The organism is Polaromonas sp. P4_F4, from assembly GCF_056401355.1.
The window spans coordinates 72,026-94,759 of the sequence record NZ_JBFUJO010000002.1; the positions used below are offsets into that span (position 1 = coordinate 72,026).

The following is a 22,734-nucleotide window of genomic DNA, read 5'->3' on the forward strand; positions in this document are numbered from 1 at the left end:
GGTTCGTTGTTGGCCGTAGCCGGCCTTCACCCACGCATCAAGGCCTCAATCTCATCGGCCTTGACCGGCACGCCGCGCGTCATCAGCTCGCAGCCTTTGGCGGTGACCAGCGCGTCGTCTTCAATGCGGATGCCGATGTTCCAGAACTCCTTGGGCACGCCCTTGGCGGGGCGCACGTAAATGCCCGGCTCGATCGTCAGCACCATGCCGGGCTTCAGGATGCGCGAGGGCTTGCGCATCACGGTCTGGCCCAGCGCGTCTTTTTCTTCGCGTGGCTTGGCCGAAGGTTCGGTGTAGTCGCCGCAGTCGTGCACGTCCATGCCCATCCAGTGGCCGGTGCGGTGCATGTAGAACTGGCGGTAGGCGCCCGACTCCAGCACGTCGTCGACCTTGCCGTGCTTGGCTTTGGGCAGCAGGCCGGTGTCCAGCATGCCTTCGACCAGCACCCGTGTGGCCGCTTCGTGCGGGTCCAGAAAGCGCTTGCCCGGTCTGGTGACCTGCACCGCCGCCTCCTGGGCGGCCTGCACGATGTCATAGAGCGTGCGCTGGGCCGGGGTGAACTTGCCATCGGCCGGGAAGGTGCGCGTGATGTCGCTGGCGTAACCGTCGAGTTCGCAGCCGGCATCGATCAGGCACAACTGGCCGGGCTTGAGCTCGGTGTCGCCCGCGCGGTAGTGCAGTATGCAGGCGTTGGCGCCGGCTGCGACGATGCTGCCGTAGGCCGGGAACTGCGAGCCCTGGCGGCGGAACTCGTGCAGCAGTTCGGCTTCCAGGTGGTACTCCCTTAACCCATTGGGCAGGCCGCCCTTGATTCCACCGTTTGCACCATTGCGCAGCATGGCCGCCGAGGTTTGCATGGCGCGCACATGGGCAGCGGCGGAGATCTTGCCGGCGCGTCGCAAAATGGCAATCTCGTGGCTGTCTTTCATCAGCCGCATTTCATCGAGCAGCTTGCACAGGTCGTGCTGGCTTTGCGGGCATTCGGCGCCAAAGCGCACGCGCGCGCGCACGCTGTTCAGCCAGCCATCGACCTGGCTTTCCAGGCCCTTGTGCGTGGCAAACGGAAACCACACGGCCTTCTGGTTGGCCAGCAGCGCCGGCATTTTCTCGTCCAGTGTCTCGACGCTGAAGGCGGCATCCACCCCCAGGCCGGCCGGCGCGGCCTTGGGGCCCAGGCGAATGCCGTCCCAGATCTCGCGTTCCAGGTCCTTGGGCCGGCAAAACAGCGTGGTCTTCGTCGTCTGGCCGCTGGCTTCAATCACCAGCCAGCTGTCGGGCTCGCTGAAGCCGGTCAGGTAATAAAAGTAGCTGTCGTGGCGATACGGGAAGTCGCTGTCGCGGTTGCGCGGCACTTCGGGCGCGGTGGGCAGCAGGGCGATGCCGCCGCCGGCCGCTTTGAGGGCGCGGGCAATGGTGGCGCGGCGCTTCTGGTAAATGCTTGTGGTCATGGTGGTGTTGCCGGTCGGCGGGGTTGGTTGGGCTCGTGGAGTTACGCGTTGAGTTCGGTGAGGCGCTCGGGCGTTCCCACGTCGGTCCATGGGCCTGAATATAGCGCCGCCGAGACGAGGCCGCGCCGCATGGCCTGGCGCAGCAGCGGCGCCAGTGCGGCCTTCTGCCCGGCCGGCGTGTGGTTGAAAAGCGCCGGGCGGTACAGGCCCAAGGTGCTGTAGGTGAACTTTTCCGCGGCCTCGTCCAGCGCCAGGCCGTCGGCCGAGAGGCCGAAGTCGCCCTGGGGGTGGTGCGGCGGATTCGGCACCAGGTAAATATGGGCCAGTGAATCAGACGCGGCGAACCGTGTGGCAGCGGCGGGCGAAAATTCAAACCCGGGCGTGTAGACATCGCCCGCCATCAGCCAGAACGGCGCATCGGCCAGCAGCGGCAGGGCGGTGGCAATGCCGCCGGCGGTTTCCAGCGCGCCGCCAAAGCGCGCGCCTTCGTGCGAGTAGCGGATGCGCAGGCCCCATGCGCGGCCATCGCCGAGCGCGGCGGGAAGCTGCTCCTCCAGCCAGGCGGTGTTGATCACCACGTCGGTCACCCCTGCGCGTGCCAGGTCCTCAAGATGCCAGACGATCAGTGGTTTGCCCTGCACAGTGAGCAAGGGCTTGGGGCAGGTGTCGGTCAGCGGGCGCATGCGTTCACCGCGACCGGCGGCCAGAATCAGGGCTTGGGTGGTCATACAGGCTGCGATTATGGCCTTTTTAAGCAGAAAACCGGGCTGCAGCCAGCTTTATGCGGGCACGACGAGCTATGGATTTGATAGCTGCTGGCATTGCCATGGCTCCCGCCCGACGCTGAAACACGGCCGGGGCCCGGGGGCGCGCCCGGTCGCCCGGCCTGCCGACCGGGCACATCCCGTAAAATCACGGGTTTTCCCGCGCTGGTTGGTTTTCCCCTGATATCCAGCCAGTTGCCGGGCGCGACCTTCACCTACCCTGGACCTTACGTCAATGACTGCACTGGCTGACACCTCCCCATCCCTCATGGCCAATTCCATTCGTGCGCTGGCCATGGATGCCGTGCAGCAGGCCAACTCCGGCCACCCTGGCGCGCCCATGGGCATGGCCGATATCGCCGTTGCCTTGTGGGGCCGCCACCTCAAGCACAGCCCGCACAATCCGCAGTGGTTTGACCGCGACCGCTTCGTGCTGTCCAACGGCCACGGCTCCATGCTGCTCTATGCGCTGCTGCACCTGACCGGCTACAAGCTGCCGATGAGTGAGCTGAAGAACTTCCGCCAGCTGCACAGCAAAACCCCCGGCCACCCCGAGCACGGCTACACCCCCGGTGTGGAAACCACCACCGGCCCGCTGGGCCAGGGCCTGACCAATGCCGTGGGCATGGCGCTGGCCGAAAAGCTGCTCGCCAAGGAGTTCAACCGTGACGGCCACAGCGTGGTCGACCACAACACCTATGTTTTCATGGGCGATGGCTGCCTGATGGAAGGCATCAGCCACGAAGCCGCCGCCCTCGCCGGCGCCTGGAAGCTGGGCAAGCTGATTGCCCTGTACGACGACAACGGCATTTCGATTGACGGCCCGGTCACCCCCTGGTTTATCGACAACACGCCGCTGCGCTTCGCCGCCTACGGCTGGAACGTGATCGGCCCCCTCGACGGGCACGACGCGGAAGCCGTGTCAACCGCGATTGCCGAGGCGAAAAAGAGCACCGACAAGCCCACGCTGATCGTCTGCAAAACCCACATCGGCAAAGGCAGCCCCAACCGCGCCAACACCGCCAAGGCCCATGGCGAGCCGCTGGGCGCCGAAGAAATCAAGCTCACGCGCGACGAACTGAACTGGCCGCACACCCCGTTCGAAGTTCCCAAGGAAAGCTATGACGCCTGGGACGCCAAGGCCGCCGGCCTGGCTGCAGAGACTGCCTGGGATGTGAAATTTGCCGCTTACAAGGCCGCCTATCCGGAACTGGCCGCGGAATTCACACGCCGCATGAAGGGCGAACTGCCCAAACGGTTTTCGCAGCTGGCCGTCGATACGGTGATTGGTGCGCACACCCGGGCCGAAACCGTGGCGTCGCGCAAGGCCTCGCAGATTGCGCTGGAGTCCTTCACCGCCGGCCTGCCCGAGATGCTGGGCGGCTCGGCCGACCTGACCGGCTCCAACCTCACCAACACCAAGTCAACGCCCAGCCTGCGCTTTGACCTGAATGGCGACGTGGTGCAGACCGAAGCGGCCAATGGCAGCCAGGTCGGCGGCCGTCACATCAACTACGGCGTGCGCGAATTCGGCATGGCCGCCATCATGAACGGCGTTGCGCTGCATGGTGGCTACATCCCTTACGGCGGCACCTTCCTGACCTTCAGCGACTACAGCCGCAACGCCATCCGCATGGCCGCGCTGATGAAGCTGCGCGTGGTGCATGTGTTCACGCACGACTCCATCGGCCTGGGCGAAGACGGCCCGACGCACCAGTCGATCGAGCATGCCGCCAGCCTGCGTTTGATTCCCAACCTCGACGTCTGGCGTCCGGGCGACACGGCCGAAACCGCCGTGGCCTGGGCCGTGGCGCTGCAAAACAGCAACAAGCCCACCGCCTTGTTGCTGAGCCGCCAGAACCTGCCGTACGCGCCGAAGAACGACCTCGGCGAGATCAGCAAGGGTGCTTACGTGTTGGCCGAGCCCGCCGAAGTGGGCCTGAACAAGAAGGCCCAGGCCGTCATCATCGCCACCGGCTCCGAAGTGCAGCTGGCGCTCAAGGCGCAGGAACTGCTTGCCGCCAAAAAGATCGCGGTTCGCGTGGTCTCCATGCCCAGCACCACCACCTTTGACAAGCAAAGCACCGCTTACAAGACGTCCGTGCTGCCGGCCGGAATTCCGCGCATCGCGGTCGAGATGGGTGTGACCGACGGCTGGTGGAAATACGGCTGCGCCGCCGTGGTCGGCATCGACACCTACGGCGAGTCGGCACCCGCGGCGGCGTTGTTCAAGCACTTTGGCTTCACGCCCGAGAACGTGGCCGACACCGTGCGCAAGGTGTTGAAGAAATAAATCGGTATTCGGCAAGAACTGGTTTTTGATATTAACTTTTCTGGAGAAACGAGCATGACGATCAAGGTAGGCATCAATGGTTTCGGCCGCATCGGCCGCAATGTGTTCCGTTCGGCGGTGCAGAGCTTCGGCGACATTGAAATCGTGGGCATCAACGATTTGCTCGAGCCCGAGTACCTGGCTTACATGCTGCAGTACGACTCGGTGCATGGCCGCTTCAAGGGCGAGGTGTCGGTCGACGGCAACACGCTGATCGTCAACGGCAAGAAAATCCGCCTCACGCAGGAGCGCGATCCGGCAAACCTGAAATGGAATGACGTCGGCGCGCAGGTCGTGATCGAATCCACCGGCCTCTTTCTCGACAAGGCCTCGGCTGAAAAGCACCTGGCGGCCGGCGCCAAAAAGGTCATCATTTCCGCCCCCTCGAAAGACGACACCCCCATGTTCGTCTTCGGCGTGAATGACAAGACCTACAAGGGCGAAGCCGTCATCTCCAATGCCAGCTGCACCACCAACTGCCTGGCGCCCGTCGCCAAGGTGCTCAACGACAAATGGGGCATCAAGCGCGGCCTGATGACCACCGTGCACGCGGCCACCGCCACGCAGAAGACCGTGGACGGCCCGAGCAACAAGGACTGGCGCGGCGGCCGCGGCATCCTGGAAAACATCATCCCGTCGTCCACCGGTGCCGCCAAGGCCGTGGGCGTGGTGATTCCCGAGCTCAACAAAAAGCTCACCGGCATGTCCTTCCGTGTACCCACCTCCGACGTCTCGGTGGTCGACCTGACCTGCGAGCTGAGCAAGGAAGCTACGCTGAAGGAAATCTGCGCCGAGATGAAAGCGCAAAGCGAAGGCGCGCTCAAGGGCGTGCTCGGCTACACCGAAGACAAGGTGGTGGCCACCGACTTCCGCGGTGATGCCCGCACGTCGATCTTCGACGCCGACGCCAGCATTGCGCTCGACGGCACCTTCATCAAGGTCGTGGCCTGGTATGACAACGAATGGGGCTACTCGAACAAGTGCCTGGAGATGGTGCGGGTGGTGGCGAAGTAATTCGCTTTCACTTTCCACAAAAAACGCGCCTTCGGGCGCTTTTTTTGTATGGGGGGCGTTTGGGCGATCCGAGATTATTCACGGGCCCTAAGTACTCAGGGGTGGATGGGACGTGCCCCACAGGCTGTCGTCGAGCACCCGCTGCAAGGTCTGGATCAGCTCCGCGTTGGAGGTGTTCGCTTTCACCAGCACCGCTTCTGCGCGCTGGCTTTCCGTCATGTTCAGATCGCTGGCAGAGAACACGACGACCGGTGGTGCGGGGTCCAGCGCTTCGATGGTGTCTAACAGCTCCCAGCCCGAACCGTCCTGGAGCGTCAGGTCAAGCAGTACCAGATCGTAATGATGGCTGGCCAGCTGGTCCCTCGCTTCCTGCAGGGTACAGGCGAATTCAAAGGTTGCGAAGTCCTGGGCAATGGCCGCGGCAATGCGCTGAATGTCCAGGTCGTCCTCGACGTGCAGAATGCGCGGCTTGCCTTCAGCCATGTTGTCAATGGCGCGGCGCAAACTCAGGATCAGCAGGTTTTCGTCGATAGGCTTTTCTAGCCAGGTCGACACTGCCAGCGGCTGGGTGTTGAATTCGAGTTCGCCTTCTTCGGCGTTGGCCGACACCACCACAATGGGCAGGTTCCGCGTGCGGCTTTCGCGGCGCAGCGCACGGATCACGCAGATCCCGTCCAGGTCGGGCAGGTTCAGATCGACCGTCATGGCGGCGTAAGGCCAGCGCGTCACCTGTTCCAGCGCTTGCGCGGCGTTGTGCACGATGTCCGAATCAAAGCCGCCCTTTTCAAGCATCAGGTTGATCAGCCGGGCAATGTCGGGGTCGTCTTCGCAAATCAGGACACGGGGCCGCGGCGCGGCACTGTCCCGGTCTTCAACCGGCAGCGGCACCGCTTCGGGCAGCTCAAAGTGAAAAACGGTCCCTATCCCGGTCTTGGTGGTAAATCCCATGCTGCCGCCCATCTGCTCCACGATGGCGCGCGAGATACTCAGGCCCAGGCCCGTGCCACCCTTTTGCCGGGTGTCCGAGGTGTCGGCTTGCGAGAATTTCTGGAAGATGCGTTTGCGAAACTCTTCGGGGATGCCGGGGCCGCTGTCGGCCACTTCAACCCGGACCCGCCCGCCGCTGCACAGCAGCCTGATATGTACGCAGGACGCCGGCGGTGAAAATTTCACGGCATTGGACAGCAGGTTGGTGACGACCTGGGTGAGCCGGTCGCTGTCGACGTTGACCCTCACCGCGGCTGTCGGGGCATCGAGGGCCAGTTTGACGTTGTGCTGGCCTGCAAAGCCTTCATTGGCCGCCAGGGCCTGCACCAGCAGAGGCTGCAGTTCCACCTGCTGCAGCTCAAAGCGCATCTTGCCCGACTCGATTTTTTCGCTGTCAAGAATGTCGTTGATGAGCCTGATCAGGCGCTCGCAGTTATTGGCGGCAATGCCGACCAGGTTCCTGGCCATGACCGGCAGCTCTCCGGCAACACCACCGGCCATCAGGCCCAGTGAGCCGCGGATGGAGGTCAGCGGCGTGCGCAGCTCATGGCTGACGGTGGAGACAAATTCACTTTTCATGCGGTCGATGCGTCTGAGTTCGGTCACATCGGTGCCCAGCGAGAAAAAGCCCACCACCTTGCCTTCATCCTTGTCTTCGCCATAGCGCGGAAAGTACTGCATGACGTAGTCGCGCAGCTGGCCGTCCGCAGTTTTCTGCACGCGGTCATACTGCACCGCGTAACCCGACAAGACTTCTTCAATCTTGCTGCGTTCTTTTTCGTACAGCGCATCACCCATCATCTCGCGCATGGTCTTGCCGTGGATCTGATCGCGCTTCAGGCCAAAGCCTTCTTCATAGGCCAGGTTGTGAAACTGAAAGCGCTGTTCAGCGTCGACGTAGGCAATCAAGGCCGGCACGGTGTCCGTGATCTGGCGCAACTGCGATTCGCTGGCGCGCATCGCCTTGGCGCGTTCCTCTGCGGCTTCCTCCAGGCCGCTCATCTGCAGCGTCGTCTGCCGCGCCAGTTCCCATTTGGTGGTCAGCGTCCTGGCCAGCTGGCTGACCTCGATCATGTCGAACGGCTTCTTGATGATGAGCAGCCGGTCCTGCGCGTCCAGCCGCGTCAGCACTTCCTCCCACGGGTAGTCGGAGTAGGCGGTGCAGATCACGATCTGCACCTGCGGGTCGATGCGCCAGAGCCGCTCGATCGTCTCCACGCCATCCAGGCCCGGGGGCATGCGCATGTCCACAAAGGCCATGGCATAAGGATGGCCGGCCTGAACGGAGGCTTCGACCCTGGCCACCCCTTCGAGCCCCTGGTAGGCCGAGTCCAGTTCGAAGCCCTCACCGGACGGCGATGCGGGCGGGCCAAACAGGGCTGCTTCGACTTCGTCCAGATCGCGCCCCCCCGACTTGGCCGCGAGGATCTTGCGGAAGTCCTCATGGATGGAGGGCATGTCGTCGACCAGCAAAATGTGCCGGTTCTGCTGCGTGGTCATGGCGCGTTCCTGTTTTCTTGTGGTGCGATGTGGCTTTCACGGGGCGGGCCTTGCCGGGCGGCCGAAGGGAGCGTGAAGTAAAACGTGGCGCCTTCGTCAGGTTTGGAATCGGCCCAGACCCGGCCGCCGTGCCGGCCGACAATCCGGCTCACGGTGACCAGTCCCGCGCCGGTTCCGGGAAACTCATGGACCGCGTGGAGCCGCTGGAAGGTGCCGAACAGCTTGCTGGCGTAAGCCATGTCGAAACCGCAACCGTTGTCTCGCACAAAGAACACCGCCTCGCCGTCGGTGCCGTCCAGTCTGCCGACCTCGATCTCGGTATGGGTCCGCAGGGACGAGAACTTCCAGGCATTGTCCAGCAGGTGCTGCATCGCGGTCCGGATCAGGCGCCGGTCGCCGTGGACCCACAAACCGTCCTGGACGGTGATGGACGCCTCGCGCGACGGAACAACGCTGCGGTAATCGCCGAGGAGCTCGCGCGAGATGGCGCTCAGATCGACTGGCTCCATGTGCAGCTCGGCACGCGATGCCTGGGCCAGGGACAACAGGGCTTCGATCAGTTGCGACCCCACCACGGCATTGGCCTGAATTCTGGACAGGTAGTGCAGCACCGCCTCGCTGGCATGGCCGTCCAGTTCCTTGGCCAGCAGATTGCTGAACGCATTCATGATGCTCAGCGGCGTGCGCAGATCATGCGATACGGCGTACGCAAACGCCTCGAGCTCCCTGTTGGATTGGCGCAGGGCTGCTTCGGTTGCCCTGAGCTCCCGCACGGCCTCTTCCAGGCTGTTCATCTGCAACGCCGCCTGGCGTGCCAGTTCCCATTTGGCGGTCAGCATCCTGGCCAGCTGGCTGACCTCGATCATGTCGAACGGCTTCTTGATGATGAGCAGGCGATCCTGCACATCCAGCCGCGTCAGCACTTCCTCCCAGGGGTAGTCGGAGTAGGCTGTGCAGATCACGACCTGCACCTGCGGGTCGATGCGCCAGAGCCGTTCGATCGTCTCCACGCCGTCCCAGCCCGGGGGCATGCGCATGTCCACAAAGGCCATGGCATAGGGACGGCCGGCCTGAACGGAGGCTTGGACCCTGGCCACGCCTTCCTGCCCCTGGTAGGCTGAGTCCAGTTCGAAGCCCTCACCGGACAGGGATGTGGCCTGGCCAAACAGGGCCGTTTCGACATCGTCCAGATCGTGCGCCGCCGGCCTGGCCACGAGGATCTTGCGGAAGTCCTCATGGATGGAGGGCATGTCGTCGACCAGCAAAATGCGCCGATTCGGTTGCGGGTTCATGGCTGGTCCTGCGCGGCGTTGATCGGAAGTTCCAGTGTGAAGGTCGCGCCCCGGCCGATCCCGTCGCTGTGGGTCGTGAGGGTGCCACCCATCTCCGCGGCCGCCAGTGCGCAGCTGTGCAACCCGAAGCCGTGACCGTCCTTTTTGGTGGTGAAGCCGTGGGAAAAGATTCGCGCCAGGTTTTCGGGCGGTATGCCCACGCCGTTGTCACTGACCGCGATTCGAACGTGATCATTGTCACGGGTCGTATGGATGCCCAACTTTTTCTCCTGGCGGCCTGAAACTTCACAGGATTGTTTGGCGTTGCGAACCAGGTTGACCAGGATTTGCAGTACCTTGTGTTTTTCCACCCTGACAGGTGGCACGGCCTTGAAATCCCTGATGACCTCAATGTCGTGCTGCGCCGCCCCGCTCAGGTTCATCCGCAGGGCGTCTTCCACCAACTCGGGCACATTGACGGCTTCCGTCGCACCGGGCGTTCTGGCCAGGTCCTGTTGCCTCGCCACAACCTCCTTGATGTGTTCGAGGTTCTTTTGCAGTTGCGCCAGTTCCTTGAGCGCGCCGGCTTGCTCTTCGGCCAGTTGCCCGGCCAGTTGCGCCAGGTAAACCGGCAGCTGTCTGCCTTTGGGGCTGTTGGTAAAGAAGTCGCCCAGATCCTTCTCGTGCTCCCGCAGCAGCGCGACCACTTTGGACAAATTGGCGGCCTTCGATTTTCTGAGGCTGTCAGCCACGCAAAAAGACGCGATATTGGCGCTGTTGAGCACATTGCCGATGTCGTGCAGGATTCCGGTGGCGAATTCCGCCATGTCGGCCTTGAGGGATGTAGCCAATAGTTGAGTGTGGGCCTGCTCCAGCTCTAGCGCCGCCTGCCTGCGCGCGGTGATGTCCTGAAGCGCCCCTTGCACCCGCGTGATCGTGCCGGCGGCATGGCGTTCGGCCTCGCCGATGGCGCGAACCCAGACATGCCGTCCTTTGGCGGTGATGAGTTCCGCTTCGAGATCGAAGGGCGTGCCCTCCCGGACGCAGGCCTCATAAGCTTTCTGGATGGGTTCACGCGACTGCGGGGCGTAGAAACTCAAGGCCAGCTCAAGTCCAGGCGCGGTGCCGGGTGCCACGTCGTGGATGGCGCATATCTCATCCGACCAGGTGATGCGGGCTTCCGGCAGGTCAACGGTCCAGCCGCCCAGCCGGGCGGTGTGGCCGGCAATACGGAGCAGGGCTTCGCTCTGGCGAAGGCTTTCCTCCGCGGCCCTGCGCTCTATCGTCGCCCAGCAACGTTCGACGACTTCCTGAACGATGGCGACTTCGCCCGGGGTCCAGTCGCGCGGTGTCGTCTGGTGCACGGCCATCATGGCGCGAAGAATGCCATCCTTGACCAGCGGGCAGGTGATGATCGCCTGGATGCCGATGGCATTGAACATCTCTGCCCCATCGCCCGGCAAAAGCTCCGCCTCCACATTGCGAATGACCAGTGTCTGCCCGCTTTGGAGCTTGGCCACGGGCCGCGCACCAAAGAGCGAAAGCTGGTAATTGCCCACGGTGCTCGTGCAGCCGTCGGTGTAGTCGTGCAGGATGGCGAACTGTTCGCCGTCCTTTTCCACGTCTGCGTAGGCGCAGCGGGAGACGCCCAGGTGCTCGCCCAGCATGCGCGCCGTCACCGCCATGATCCGCTCCGGATCGGCCAGCGCGCGCGTCGCTCCGGCCAGATCGTTCAGAAAGCGAAAGTGTTCTTCGCTTTCACGCAGGGCGCGCTCCGTGCGTATGCGCTCGGTGATGTCAAGCAGGACGCCCTGACTGCCAATGATGGCCTGGTCAGGCCCAAACACCGCCGATTTCACTATCTGCAAGTGCTGCGGCTGGCCGTTCGGGTCAGTGTAGGTTTCCTCCAGTGCGACCGGCTGCCCGCTTCGCATGATCTGCTCGTGGTGGATCGTCCCCTGGACAGCCAGTTCAGGGAGCCACATGCAGGTCGCGTTCTGTGATTCGCGCGTGGAAATCTCCAGCGCGGTCCAGCCCAGAATCTGATCCGCCGGCATGTGTTTGAGCTCGCAAAACCGGGGGTTGACGAAAACGAAACGGCCGGCGGCGTCCTTGCGGAAAATCCCGACTGGCAGCTGTACGACCAGCGAGTGATAGAGCGCCTGCGACACCAGCAACGCTTCTTCGGCGTGGTCGCGCTCGGCGACCCGTTCCGCGAGATCGTCGTGGGACTGCTGCAAAGTGGCATTCTTTTGTTGAATTTGGGCGAGCATTTCGTTGAACCCGTCCGTGAGCAGGCCGAGCTCATCGCGGCTGCTTCGTTGCGCGCGGAGCGAATAGTCTTTCTCGGCCGAAACTCTGGCTACCGTCTGCGTCAGGTCATGAACGGACCTGGTGATGCGCCTGGCAACCCAAAGGCTCGCCAGCATGAGTCCCAGGAACACGCTGAGGACCACCGATATCGCGTAACGCTGCTCATCGAGAAGGATGGCAGCATGGGAGGTTTTGTATTGCTCAAAGTCGTTGGCGATCGATGCCACGAGCCCGTCGATCAAGTCGGTCGGCGCGCGATCCATCCCGCGAACCAGGCGATCCGCCGATTGAAAATCCACTCTTCCGCTTTGCTCGAAGACCCTCAGGGCGTTTCGATAGCGACGGCCAAGTTCTTCATGCGCTTTCAGGAATTCGTCCTCCCTGGCCCGGAGGGCGGGTTGGATGAGCGTGCCTGTCAAGGCTTTCCCGTTTTCCCGAACCAGGCGTTCCTGCTCCAAAAACAATTGACGGTAGCTCTCGAAATCCTCCGGGCGATGGCCTCTTAACAGGATGTTTTTCCATTCCTGCACCTGTTTTTTGAAATTCACCTGCTGGACTCTCGCCAAGTCCGTCCAGCGCATGTACGAGGCAAGAACCTCACGGTCGCGATTGACATTCACCTGCATCCACGACAGAAGAACCAGCGTGGCAATCAGGGCAAACACAAGGCAAAAACCAGTCAGTGCGGCGACTTTGGCTCTGATGCCAAATCCGCTCATGGACGCGTCAAGCCACGAGAATCGGCCTTTCTCTGCGAGCCCCGTTTTCCGGGCTGCAGGGGCGGGGCTGATGAGGGACTCCGGCGGGTGCTGCGCTTTCATGACTCGGCCTGCGCGGCGTTGATCGGGAGTTCCAGCGTGAAGGTCGCGCCCTTGCCGGGGCCATCGCTGTGGGCCGTGAGGGCGCCGCCCATCTGCCGGGCCGCCAGCGCGCAGCTGTGCAGCCCGAAGCCGTGGCCTGCCTTGCGGGTGGTGAATCCGTGCGCGAAGATCCGCGTCAGGTTCTCCTCCGTGATGCCCTCGCCCTCATCCTTGACGGATACCCGCAAACTGGAGCCGGCGGCGACGTCCACACGCAGCGTGATCCGGTGCGATCCACCCGTCATGCCCGCCATGGCGTTCTTGGCGTTGCTGATCAGGTTCACCAGGATCTGCAGCACGCGCGCCCGGTCGAGCCGAACCACCGGTACCTCTGCAAACTCCTTGACCACGGTCACCTGATGGCGCGCGAGTGCTCCGCCGTTCATGCGCAGGGCATCCTCCGCCAGATCGCATATCTGGACCGGCACGATGACGCTGGACACCCCGGCGTAGGATTGCTGGGTGGCCACCACGTCCTTGATGTGATCGATGCTGCGGGTGAGGTGCCCCAGTTCCTTGAGCATGTCTTGCTGCTCCTGCGCCAGGGCGTGCGCAATCCCGCTCAGGTAGCCGGGCAGCAGCTTGCCCTTGTCGTCACGGGTCAGGAAATTGCCCAGGTCCGCCGCGTGCGCGTCCATCAATTGCACGGCCCGCATCAAACCCGGGGCCCGGGAGGTGCGCAGCGTGCTGCCGACCAGATCGGCAGAGACGTTGACGCTGTTCAGGATGTTGCCCACGTTGTGCAGCACGTTGGTGGCCATCTCCGCCATGCCGGCCTGGCGCGCCGTGGCGACCAGTTCGCTCTGCGTCTGGTGCAGTTCCTGAACCCGTAGCTCCAGATTTTCATTGGCATCCTGGAGTTCCTCGTTGACGCGCTTGATCACGGCGTGACTGCGCACCAGGCGGATCGCCGCATACACGAGAAGCGCCACCAGCACCGCCGAGAAAATCAGCAGGTACGCACGATGCTGGTCGCGCTGTACTTCAGCGTGTTGGTGTTCAACGGTCATTGCGTTGTTGATCTCATCGATCATTGCTGCCGTCGGCACGGCAATAATACGGCCGAGAAGCTGATTGACGGTCTTTTGCTCGCGCAGGATGGTGCGGACATGCACGCCGAAAATATCCAGCCTCTCCCGGATATCCGGTGGAAGGCTATGCAAACCGGCTTCAAGCTGGCTCAACTCAGCCTGGATTTCGGAACCCTTGTCATCCGATGCGTTTTGGCTGTACAGCAGGCTGGCGAGCAGCAGCTTGTTCACGCTGATCAAGGCGAGCCTGGCGGCTGACTGTGCACCTGTGCTGGTTTGCCCGACCGCCTGTTCGACGTCCGCCGCCGCAGTGGGCAAGAAGACCAGCGAGTTACGCAGCACCGAGTTGTTCGATTTGAACTGTTCGATCAGGACGGCTTTTTCCTGGATGACGCGGAACAGCGCCGCACGGTTCTTCTCCAGCGCAGCAGCTTCGGCGTGTTGCTGGGTCTCCATGTCCGCCTTGAGTTTTTCCAGCAGCCGGTTCAATTCAACCAGGGAGCCAGCCAGCGGGTCGTAGTGCGTGTTGATGCCGACCTTGGACTTCAGAACGTCCAATTCCCATTCGGCATCCAGTTGCTTGAGATGCCTTAGCAGGACGACATTCTCAAAGTAATCGGGTCCACCAAAGCTTTGCGTTTTCTCATAGAGGAAAACCAGAACAGACATCAGGATGGCGGTCACAGCCGCCATCGGTAACCAGGTCAATCGATTGGACACTCTCACGGCTTTGCGTCCAGTTCGCCGGTCAGTGTGCCCAGAAACCTGACGATGGAATCCTTGTCCTCCCTGGAGGCGACGCGGCCGAGCTGGTACCTGAACATGATGTCAACGGCATCTTCCAGCGTCTTCGCCGAGGCATCGTGGAAATAGGGCGCGGTCAGCGCGACGTTGCGCAGGCTGGGCACCTTGAAGACGTACCTGTCGCTTTCCACCTTGGTGACGAGATAACGGCCAAGGTCGGCCTGCGTCGGATTGCCGCGCTTCTCGAAGTAGTTGCCCATGACGCCAAACTTCTGAAACATGTTGCCGCCCACATTCACGCCCTGGTGGCAGGCGACGCATCCATACTGCTTGAATTTTGCGTATCCGGTTTTCTCGGCGGCGGAAATGGCATTGGCGTCACCACGCAGAAATTTGTCAAAGCGCGAATTTGGCGTGATCAGGGTTCGCTCGAAAGTCGCGATGGCGTTCTGGATATTCGCCTTGGTGACCCCGTCTTTGTAGGCCGCCGCAAATGCGCTCTTGTATTTGGCGTCCTGCGACACTTTCTGGACGACGTCTTCCCATTTCGAACCCATCTCAATCGGGTTCTGTACGACGTGATCTATCTGTGCTTCCAGCGAGTCGGCACGGCCATTCCAGAACTGCTTGAAATTGAGCGCGGCATTGAGCACCGTCGGGGCGTTGACGCCGGTCAGCCCGCCATGCAGCCCAATTGACTGCGCGCGGCCGTCGCCGCCGCCCTTGCCCAGATCGTGGCAGCTGGCGCAAGACACGCGGCCATTGCCGGACAGGCGTGTATCGCGAAACAGCAGGCGTCCGATTTCGGTGCGAGCCGAATCCTGCTTCAGGGTCGGTGGAATCGGCTGGATCGGCTCATCGAGCAAGGCCGCAGCGGCGGGGTGGGATGCCCAGACGGCCATGACGATCACGAGCTTCAACATGCTCGATGTCGTGGTTTGCATGGTTGTACGGACCGCAGACATGGTCGTCGTTCTTTTTTTTCCCATCCCTATTGCCTTGCCAGTGTTGCTGGCGTCGTCTTCAATACGGATCAAACACACTTCGCGGCTTATCGGCCGTGTACTTGATAAGCTGTTTTCTGCCTGGCTGTATTTGTGAGCAATTTGCGAACATTGTGCAAGAAAACGTTTCCTTGTGCCTGTCTTCCTTGGGTAAAAAGCCGATTTGAAACCGATTTGGACAAAATCCGGGCCCAAACAACCCTGTTTCAGCACCCGCGTGCCGCCGATGTGGGGGTGGGGAAAGGCTGGCCGACGTGACCGCTCGCGGTCCGTGCCCACGCACCGAACTGAATCGAATTGAATCGAACTGAATGCATGCATGCCCCCAAAGCGGGCGCATTGCTAAGTCCTGCTTAACTCTAGCTGTAGCCTGGGTAAGCGACATTCAGCAGACGCGGTCCTAGAATGAATTCGCCTGAAAAGCCCGCGCCCATGCGGCTTTCCAGCCTGCTGCATCAGCTCTGCTTTCACCTCCTGGAGTCCGAACAATGCGTCGCCAATCCCTGTTAGCCAGCATCTTTTTCACCGCGCTCGCGGCCTTCGCCCTGCCCGGCCAGGCCGCCTACCCGGACAAGCCCATCCGCCTGATCGTGCCGTCGGCGGCGGGGGGCGCACCCGACGTGTTGATGCGGGCACTGGCCCAGCAGCTGTCGGTCCAGATGGGCGTGCCGTTCGTGATCGACAACAAGCCGGGCGCCTCCTATGTGATCGGCACGATGGACCTGGTGCGCTCGCCGGCGGATGGTTACACACTGGCGTATGGCAACGTGGTGTCCCTGGCCACCAACCGCTCGCTGCTGCCGAACATTCCCTATGACATTGACAAGGACCTGACCCTGATCTCCAACGCGGTGCGCGTGGTCAACCTGATGGTGGTGAACAACAGCGTGCCGGCCAGCACCGTGCCGGAACTGATCGCCTATGCGAAGAAAAACCCGGGCAAGCTGGCCTTTGCCTCGGACGGCAACGGCACCACGGCCCACCTTGGCGTGGAGCTGTTCAAGTCGATGACCAACACCTACATGCTGCATGTGCCGTACAAGGCTGCGACGTCGGCCGTCACCGACCTGATCGGCGGCGGCGTGCAGCTGATGATGATCAACTCGCCGGTGGCCGGACCGCACGCCCAGGCCGGCCGTGTGCGGGCGCTGGGCATTTCGGACAACCGGCGTTCCAGCACCTACCCGCAGATCCCGACCATCGCGGAAGCCGTGCCGGGCTTCGAGGTGGTGGCCTGGGGCGGCCTGATCGGGCCGGCCAACATGCCCAAAGACATCGTCACGCGCCTCAATACGGAGATCCGCACGGCACTGGCCAACCCGGCCGTCAAGGAGCGCTTCAGGGTATTGGGTTCGGAAACCGACCCCAGCACGCCCGAGGAGTTCCGCGAGCTGTCCCGGCGTGAAACCGAGAAGTGGGCCCGCGTGATCAAGTTCTCCGGCGCGAAGGTGGATTGATGCCTGCTCACCGCCCGGAAAGAAACCCATGACGCCATGGAAGGCTGCACGGCCCGGCGATTCGCTGGACGCGGTGGACACGCCCGCGCTGGTACTGGACCTGGACGCGTTCGAACGCAACCTGCACCGCATGGCGGATGCCCTCAATGGCAGCAAGGTGCGCCTGCGTCCGCACGCCAAGAGCCACAAGTGCCCCGAGATTGCGTTGCGCCAGATCGCGCTGGGTGCCGTCGGCGTCTGCTGCCAGAAGGTCAGCGAGGCGGCGGTGTTTGTCGCGGCCGGTGTGCGCAATGTGCTGATCACCAACGAGGTGGTCGGCCCGGCCAAGATCGGCCGCCTGATGGAGCTGGCGCGCGCCGCGCACCTGGGCGTGCTGGTCGACCACCCGGCGCAGGTGGCGCCGCTGGCGGTGGCCGCGCAAGCGCACGACGTCATGCTGGATGTGTATGTGGAAGTGGACGTGGGCGCGCACCGCTGCGGCGCGGCGCCGGGGGCCGAGGCCGCGCAGCTGGCCAGGCTGGTGGCCGCGTCGCCGCCCCTGCGCTTTGCCGGGCTGCAGTGCTACCACGGCCCTGCGCAGCATCTGCGCACGCCGCGGGAACGTGCCCAGGCCATTGAAGGCGCCGTCCAGCGGGTGCGCCAGACGCTGGCGGCGATTGAAGCCTGCGGGATCGCGGTGGAGCGCATCACCGGTGCGGGCACGGGCACCTTCCTGCACGAGCGGGACTCGGGCGTCTACAACGAACTGCAGGCCGGCTCCTATGTGTTCATGGACCGCGACTATGGTGACAACCAGCGCGGCGAAGGCGATGTCGCGTTTGAACATGCGCTGTTCATCAAGACCACCGTGATGAGCCGGCCCAGCGCCGAGCGCGCCGTGGTCGACAGCGGCCTCAAGGCGTCCAGCGTCGATTCGGGCCTGCCCATCGTCTGGAAACGGCCCGAGCTGCATTACGCCAAGGCCGCCGACGAGCACGGCGTCATTCTGACGCCGGATGCCGCCGCCCTGTCCCTGGGCGACACGCTGTGGCTGGTGCCCGGCCATTGCGACCCGACTGTCAATCTCTACGACGAACTGGTGTGTGTGCGCGGCCAGCGTGTCGAGGCGCTGTGGCCGGTCGCCGCGCGCGGTGCGCTGCTCTGAAATGAGTCCGTCGGGGGGCGGGCTGGGCTCAGGTCCGGCCTGGCCGCTCGGCCACCATCTGGATCTCGACCAGGAAGCCGTGGTGCAGCGCCGGCACCGGCACCACGGCCCGCGCCGGACGGTGGCTGCCGAAGCGCTCGGCGTACAGCCGGTTGAAGTCCGGCCAGTGCTCCACGCCCACCAGGTACACCGTGGACTGCACCACATCATCGAAACCGCAACCCGCCGCAGCCAGCACGGCGCTGCAGTGGTCCAGCGCCGACTGCACCTGGGCTTCGAAGGGCGCGGGCGGCTGGTTGTTGCCGGACGGCAGCATGCCCGAGACAAACACCAGGCCGCCGGCTTCCACCGCATGTGAATAGTGGCCGCCGGGTGCCGGCACCTGCGCAGAGGAAATGAGTTTCATCGCAGTCTGTCTCCAAATGGCCGTCGGGCCGTCGCCTACCAGCCGTAAAAGCGTTGCCAGGTGCCGGCGAGCCGCTGCTCCCCGTCCAGTGCCTGGTAACAGGGGAACTGTGCCGCCGTGGCGCAGGCATGGTTGGGCAGGATGCGGAGCTGGCTGCCAATCGGCAGGAAGGGCGCCGGGCCCGCCGTGCTACCCGGCCGGCGGGCGATGATGCCGTGCTCCTGGTTGGCATCGACCATGATCAGGTCTTCCAGCGGAGCGCCATCGACGCCGCAGACCACGCCGTAGCCCTGGTCGATGCTTTGCCGGGACGTGCCCCGGTCACGCGACATGGCCATCCAGCCCGCATCGGTCACCGTCCAGCCCTTGTCCTTCTGGTGGCCGATCACTGTGGTCAGCACGGACAGGGCAATCTCGTCGGTACGGCAGACGCCGAGGCCGGCCATCACGAGGTCAAAAAAGACAAACACGCCGGCGCGCACCTCGGTCACGCCGTCAAGGTTTTCGGCAAACAGCGCGGTCGGCGTGGAGCCCACGCTGACCACCGGGCAGGCATGGCCGGCCGCGCGCAGGCGCCTCGCCGCCTGCACGGCGCCGGCGCGTTCCTGCTCGGCCATGGCCACGATGGCCTCGGTGCTGCGGCAGATGTAGGAGTCGCCGGCGTGGGTCATCACGCCGCCCACCGCCAGTCCCTGTGACTGCAGCGCGTCGGCAATGGCCAGCAGCGCGGGTGAGTCGGGCTGAACCCCGGAGCGGTGTCCGTCGCAGTCGATCTCGATCAGCACATCCAGCCGGTCACTTCCCTGAAGGCCTTCGGGATTGAGTTGCAGCGCCATCTCCACGCTGTCCACGATCACCGTCAGCCGGACGCCCTGCCGGCGCAGGCGCAGCGCATGCGCCAGCTTGTTGGGCGACAGGCACACTGCGTACAGGATGTCGGTGATGCCGCGCTCGCTGAAATATTCGGCCTCGCGCAGGGTGGAAACGGTGATGCCGCGCGCACCGGCGTCAAGCAGGCGCTGCGTCACGTCCATGCACTTGTTGGTCTTGACGTGCGGGCGGAAGTGCACGCCGTGGCGCGTCATGCGCCCCCGCATGCGCTCGATGTTGCGGTCCATGCGCGCTGTGTCGAGCAGCAATGCGGGGGTTTCGAGGTTCTCAAAGGGGCTGGTATTCATGCGGGCTGCAGTCCGGAAGATGTCTTGTGTCTTGTGTCTTGTGTGTTGTGTGTTGTGTGCGTCATGGGGTTTCGCGCTTGAGCACCCGGCCCGGCCGGGCGCCGCTGGGCTGGCCGTTGCGCCAGACGATCTGGCCGTTCACCAGCACGGTGTCAATGCCGATGGCCGGGGCAATCGGTTTCTTGAAGGTCGCGCCTTCGTTCACCGTGTCCGGGTTGAGCAGCGTGAGGTCGGCAAAAGCGCCCTCCTGCACCAGGCCGCGTCCCGCCAGGCCAAAGTTCTTCGCGGTCAGGCCCGTCATTTTGTGGATCGCCGTTTCCAGTGTGAACAGGCCCAGCGTGCGGCCATAGTGACCCAGCACGCGTGGAAAGCTGCCCCACAGGCGCGGATGGGGCGCCTCGTCGTGCGGCAGTCCGTCCGAGCCGATCATGGTCTGGTCGAACTGCAGGATGCGCTGCACATCGCGGTCGTCCATCATGTAGTAGATCGCGCCGGCCGGGGTCAGGCGGTCCACCACTTCCTCCAGCGTGCCGCCCTGCTGCGCCACGATGTCGGCCAGGTCCATGCCGGCGCATTCCGGCATGGGCTCCGACCAGGTCACGGTCACGCGCGTGGCATTGACCGCGCGGTGCGCCGACAAAATGGTGGACGAGGCCGGGTAGGGATAGCAGTCCAGGCAGATTGGCTGAAGCGCCATGTTGTCGGCAATGAACTTTAGCGTCTCGGTCGACCGGCCATAGTTCTTCACGCCGACCACCTTGTGGTGCGAGATCACCACCGGCACATCCACCTCGCGGCCAATGCGGAAGGTCTCGGTCAGCGACTTGATGACATCGTCGCCCTCGTTGCGCATGTGGGTGCAGTACACGCCGCCGTGCGCGCGCAGCGGCTCGCAGATGGCAATCACCTCTTCGGTCGGGGCGGCAATCGATGGCTCGTAAAACAGGCCGGTCGACACGCCGATGGCGCCGGCCTGCATGGCTTCCTCGACCAGCGCGCGCATCGCATCGATCTCGCCGGCGCTCGCCGCTTGTGTCAGGTCGTCCATGGTGGCCACGCGCAGCGTGGTGTGGCCCACCAGCATGGCGCAGTTGGTGGCGGCCGGCTGGGCACGCAAGGCGTCCAGGTAGCTGGCGAAATCGGGGAAGCGGAACCACGCGCCGGTGCCGTCCAGCAGGTTCAGCGGCGGTGTCACCGGGTCGGGAATGGGCCGCGGCATGGGGGCCAGCGACACGCCGCAGTTGCCGCCGACCACCGTCGTGATGCCCTGGCTGACCTTGGGCGCCATGTCGCCGCCGGAGAGCATGAGCCGGTCGTCGTGGGTGTGGGCGTCGATGAAGCCGGGGGCCAGCACCATGCCGGCGGCGTCGATCTCGGTGGTGGCGCTGGCACCGCGCAGGTCACCAATGTGCGCAATGCGGTCGCCGCGAATGCCCACATCGCCACTGAAACGGGCGGCGCCGGTTCCGTCAACAATGGCGGCGTTGCGGATCAGGATGTCGTAATGCTCGCTCATGTTTTGCCTCGGCGCTGGGTTGCGGAGACTTCAGTTTAGTAGCACTATTGCGTAGAATTACTGAACAGTGCTAACACTTGACCTAAGATGTTTTAACGAATGGTTCAGCGGCGCTTCAACGGATGCATTGACGGATGCTTAACGAATGCCTTAACGAATGTCCAGCGACACCACCGACCTGCGTTTTTTTGTCACGCTGACCGAAAGCGGCGCGCTGGCCGAAGCCGCACGGCGCATGGACGTCACCGCGTCGGCCGTTTCGCAGCGCCTGCGGCAACTCGAAAACCGCCTCGGCGTTCAGCTGGTCCAGCGCAGCACCCGGCGCTTCAGCCTGACCGACGAGGGCGAGCTGTTCTACACCAAGGCCCTCACCCTGCTGGCCGAACTCGATGCGCTGATCGACAGCCTGCGCGCGCGTTCCGGCGAAGTGGCCGGCACCCTGCATGTGCGCGGCCCCCTGGGCTTTGGCAGGCAGCACCTGGCCGGGGCGCTGGCCGACTTTCATGCGCAACACCCGAAGCTGGTGGTCGCGCTGACGCTCAGCGATGTGCCCCCCGCCGCCGAGGCCGACCGGTTCGACCTGATCGTGCACATCGGTGATCTGGCCAACTCCAGCATGGTCGCTTACCCGATTGCGCCCAACACCCGCATCCTCTGCGCCTCGCCCGACTACCTGGCCCGCCATGCGCCGCTGCTGCGGCCGGAGGACTTGACCGGCCATCAGTGCCTCGTGCTGCGGGAAAACGAAGAGGACGTTTCGCTCTGGCGCTTCCGCAAGGGCCGCACCGACGCGGCGGTGCGCATCGCACCGGCGATGAGCAGCAACGACGGCGATGTGACGCGGCAGTGGGCGCTGACAGGCAAGGGCATCATCATGCGTTCGGAATGGGACGTGGCCGAGCACCTCGCATCGGGCCGCCTAGTGCGCCTGCTCGACGGCTGGCGCCTGCCCGACGCCGACATCGTCGCCCTGATTCCGCAGCGCCACGGCGTGTCAGCGCGGGTGAAGCTGTTTCTGGCTTTCCTGCAGGCGCGCTTTCAACCCGTGCCGCCCTGGCGCAAGGCGGCGCGCGCGGGGTGAACCCTTCAGGGCACGGCCGCCGCCATGGCGGGCGGCAGTGCGGTGACCAGATTGACAAGTTGACCCCGAACCGTCACGGCCCCATCTGACGCGCATAACCTGCCATCGAACCAAACGCCTTATCTCGTTGCGACCAGTCGTGCGTCTGGTTCCAGATTTGCAGTACTTTTGGTGCCTCGATTTCAAAGTTGGCCGCCCGCGCCGGATCGCAGGTGCGGACAGTCAATTCGAGCCTGTGCCCGGACGGATCAAAGAAATAGATCGACAGCATGATGTCGTCATGGTTGGTGGGCCCGACAACGGTCAGTCCGTGGGCTTCGAGCCTGGACTTGGCGTCATTGAGGGCCTGCACGTTTTCAACCTCGAAGGCAAAGTGTTGAATCCAGTCTGGCGAAGCAAGGTCCTTCATGTTCCCAGGATCTTGCGGGCATTCAAAAAAGGCAATATTGCTGCCGTCTTCCATTTCAAAAAAAATGTGCACGTGGGGACTGTACTTGCCAGTGGAGGGCACATGGTCCTCACCCATGGCATGCGCAAACTTGAGGCCGAGCACCTCGGTATAGAAAGCGGTTGTCTCGGCTGCATCCCTGCAGCGGAAAGCCGCGTGGTGAAGTTTTTTGCATAGCATAGTGATCTCCTTTGAAGTGTGTGACGGGATCCGTTGTTTCGATTGGTCGTGGTCGT

16 protein-coding genes are annotated in these 22,734 nt (G+C 63.5%); 5 read left to right on the forward strand and 11 right to left on the reverse strand.

Annotated elements, in window-relative coordinates:
- Positions 1 to 26: 26 nt before the first annotated feature.
- Complete coding sequence (locus AC1DUR_RS02935) at positions 27 to 1,448, reverse strand: aminopeptidase P N-terminal domain-containing protein (protein ID WP_477716631.1); 1,422 nt, start codon at positions 1,446 to 1,448, stop codon at positions 27 to 29.
- Positions 1,449 to 1,489: 41 nt separating this feature from the next.
- Positions 1,490 to 2,176, reverse strand: coding sequence for an N-acetylmuramate alpha-1-phosphate uridylyltransferase MurU (murU, locus tag AC1DUR_RS02940; protein WP_477721146.1), 687 nt, complete (start codon positions 2,174 to 2,176; stop codon positions 1,490 to 1,492).
- Between the two features lie 271 nt (positions 2,177 to 2,447).
- Between murU and tkt the strand changes: the two genes are divergently transcribed.
- Complete coding sequence (gene tkt / locus AC1DUR_RS02945; RefSeq protein ID WP_477721147.1) at positions 2,448 to 4,505, forward strand: transketolase; 2,058 nt, start codon at positions 2,448 to 2,450, stop codon at positions 4,503 to 4,505.
- A 54-nt stretch (positions 4,506 to 4,559) separates the two neighbouring features.
- Positions 4,560 to 5,558 carry a type I glyceraldehyde-3-phosphate dehydrogenase gene (gap, locus tag AC1DUR_RS02950; RefSeq protein ID WP_477721148.1) on the forward strand — a complete coding sequence of 333 codons (999 nt, stop codon included), beginning with the start codon at positions 4,560 to 4,562 and terminating at the stop codon, positions 5,556 to 5,558.
- Between the two features lie 87 nt (positions 5,559 to 5,645).
- On the opposite strand, the gene AC1DUR_RS02955 is transcribed toward gap, so the two are convergent.
- The 5 genes from AC1DUR_RS02955 to AC1DUR_RS02975 form a co-directional block, all read right to left on the reverse strand.
- Positions 5,646 to 8,045 carry a response regulator gene (locus AC1DUR_RS02955; RefSeq protein ID WP_477721149.1) on the reverse strand — a complete coding sequence of 800 codons (2,400 nt, stop codon included), beginning with the start codon at positions 8,043 to 8,045 and terminating at the stop codon, positions 5,646 to 5,648.
- Positions 8,042 to 9,337 (reverse strand): sensor histidine kinase, encoded by a 1,296-nt coding sequence (locus AC1DUR_RS02960; protein ID WP_477721150.1) that lies wholly within the window; start codon positions 9,335 to 9,337, stop codon positions 8,042 to 8,044. The genes AC1DUR_RS02955 and AC1DUR_RS02960 overlap by 4 nt, the downstream gene beginning before the upstream one ends.
- Positions 9,334 to 12,348, reverse strand: a complete 3,015-nt coding sequence (locus tag AC1DUR_RS02965) for an ATP-binding protein (RefSeq protein WP_477721151.1) — start codon at positions 12,346 to 12,348, stop codon at positions 9,334 to 9,336. The genes AC1DUR_RS02960 and AC1DUR_RS02965 overlap by 4 nt, the downstream gene beginning before the upstream one ends.
- A 98-nt stretch (positions 12,349 to 12,446) precedes the next feature.
- Complete coding sequence (locus AC1DUR_RS02970; RefSeq protein WP_477721152.1) at positions 12,447 to 14,189, reverse strand: DAHL domain-containing protein; 1,743 nt, start codon at positions 14,187 to 14,189, stop codon at positions 12,447 to 12,449.
- Positions 14,190 to 14,242: 53 nt separating this feature from the next.
- On the reverse strand, positions 14,243 to 15,547 hold the full coding sequence (locus AC1DUR_RS02975; RefSeq protein WP_477721153.1) for a cytochrome-c peroxidase: 1,305 nt from the start codon (positions 15,545 to 15,547) through the stop codon (positions 14,243 to 14,245).
- A 209-nt stretch (positions 15,548 to 15,756) separates the two neighbouring features.
- Between AC1DUR_RS02975 and AC1DUR_RS02980 the strand changes: the two genes are divergently transcribed.
- Both AC1DUR_RS02980 and AC1DUR_RS02985 read left to right on the forward strand, forming a co-directional pair.
- Positions 15,757 to 16,725, forward strand: coding sequence for a Bug family tripartite tricarboxylate transporter substrate binding protein (locus tag AC1DUR_RS02980; RefSeq protein WP_477721154.1), 969 nt, complete (start codon positions 15,757 to 15,759; stop codon positions 16,723 to 16,725).
- A 28-nt stretch (positions 16,726 to 16,753) separates the two neighbouring features.
- Positions 16,754 to 17,869: a DSD1 family PLP-dependent enzyme gene (locus AC1DUR_RS02985; RefSeq protein ID WP_477721155.1), complete on the forward strand. Its 1,116-nt coding sequence runs from the start codon at positions 16,754 to 16,756 to the stop codon at positions 17,867 to 17,869.
- A gap of 28 nt (positions 17,870 to 17,897) precedes the next feature.
- On the opposite strand, the gene AC1DUR_RS02990 is transcribed toward AC1DUR_RS02985, so the two are convergent.
- The 3 genes from AC1DUR_RS02990 to AC1DUR_RS03000 form a co-directional block, all read right to left on the reverse strand.
- Complete coding sequence (locus AC1DUR_RS02990) at positions 17,898 to 18,275, reverse strand: RidA family protein (RefSeq protein ID WP_477721156.1); 378 nt, start codon at positions 18,273 to 18,275, stop codon at positions 17,898 to 17,900.
- A 35-nt stretch (positions 18,276 to 18,310) separates the two neighbouring features.
- Positions 18,311 to 19,453 carry a DSD1 family PLP-dependent enzyme gene (locus tag AC1DUR_RS02995; RefSeq protein WP_477721157.1) on the reverse strand — a complete coding sequence of 381 codons (1,143 nt, stop codon included), beginning with the start codon at positions 19,451 to 19,453 and terminating at the stop codon, positions 18,311 to 18,313.
- Between the two features lie 61 nt (positions 19,454 to 19,514).
- On the reverse strand, positions 19,515 to 20,969 hold the full coding sequence (locus AC1DUR_RS03000) for an N-acyl-D-amino-acid deacylase family protein (protein WP_477721158.1): 1,455 nt from the start codon (positions 20,967 to 20,969) through the stop codon (positions 19,515 to 19,517).
- 157 nt (positions 20,970 to 21,126) lie between these two features.
- Between AC1DUR_RS03000 and AC1DUR_RS03005 the strand changes: the two genes are divergently transcribed.
- On the forward strand, positions 21,127 to 22,050 hold the full coding sequence (locus AC1DUR_RS03005) for a LysR family transcriptional regulator (protein WP_477721159.1): 924 nt from the start codon (positions 21,127 to 21,129) through the stop codon (positions 22,048 to 22,050).
- Between the two features lie 73 nt (positions 22,051 to 22,123).
- On the opposite strand, the gene AC1DUR_RS03010 is transcribed toward AC1DUR_RS03005, so the two are convergent.
- Entirely contained in the window at positions 22,124 to 22,678 is a 555-nt protein-coding gene (locus AC1DUR_RS03010; protein ID WP_477721320.1) for a VOC family protein, read from the reverse strand.
- Positions 22,679 to 22,734 lie beyond the last annotated feature (56 nt).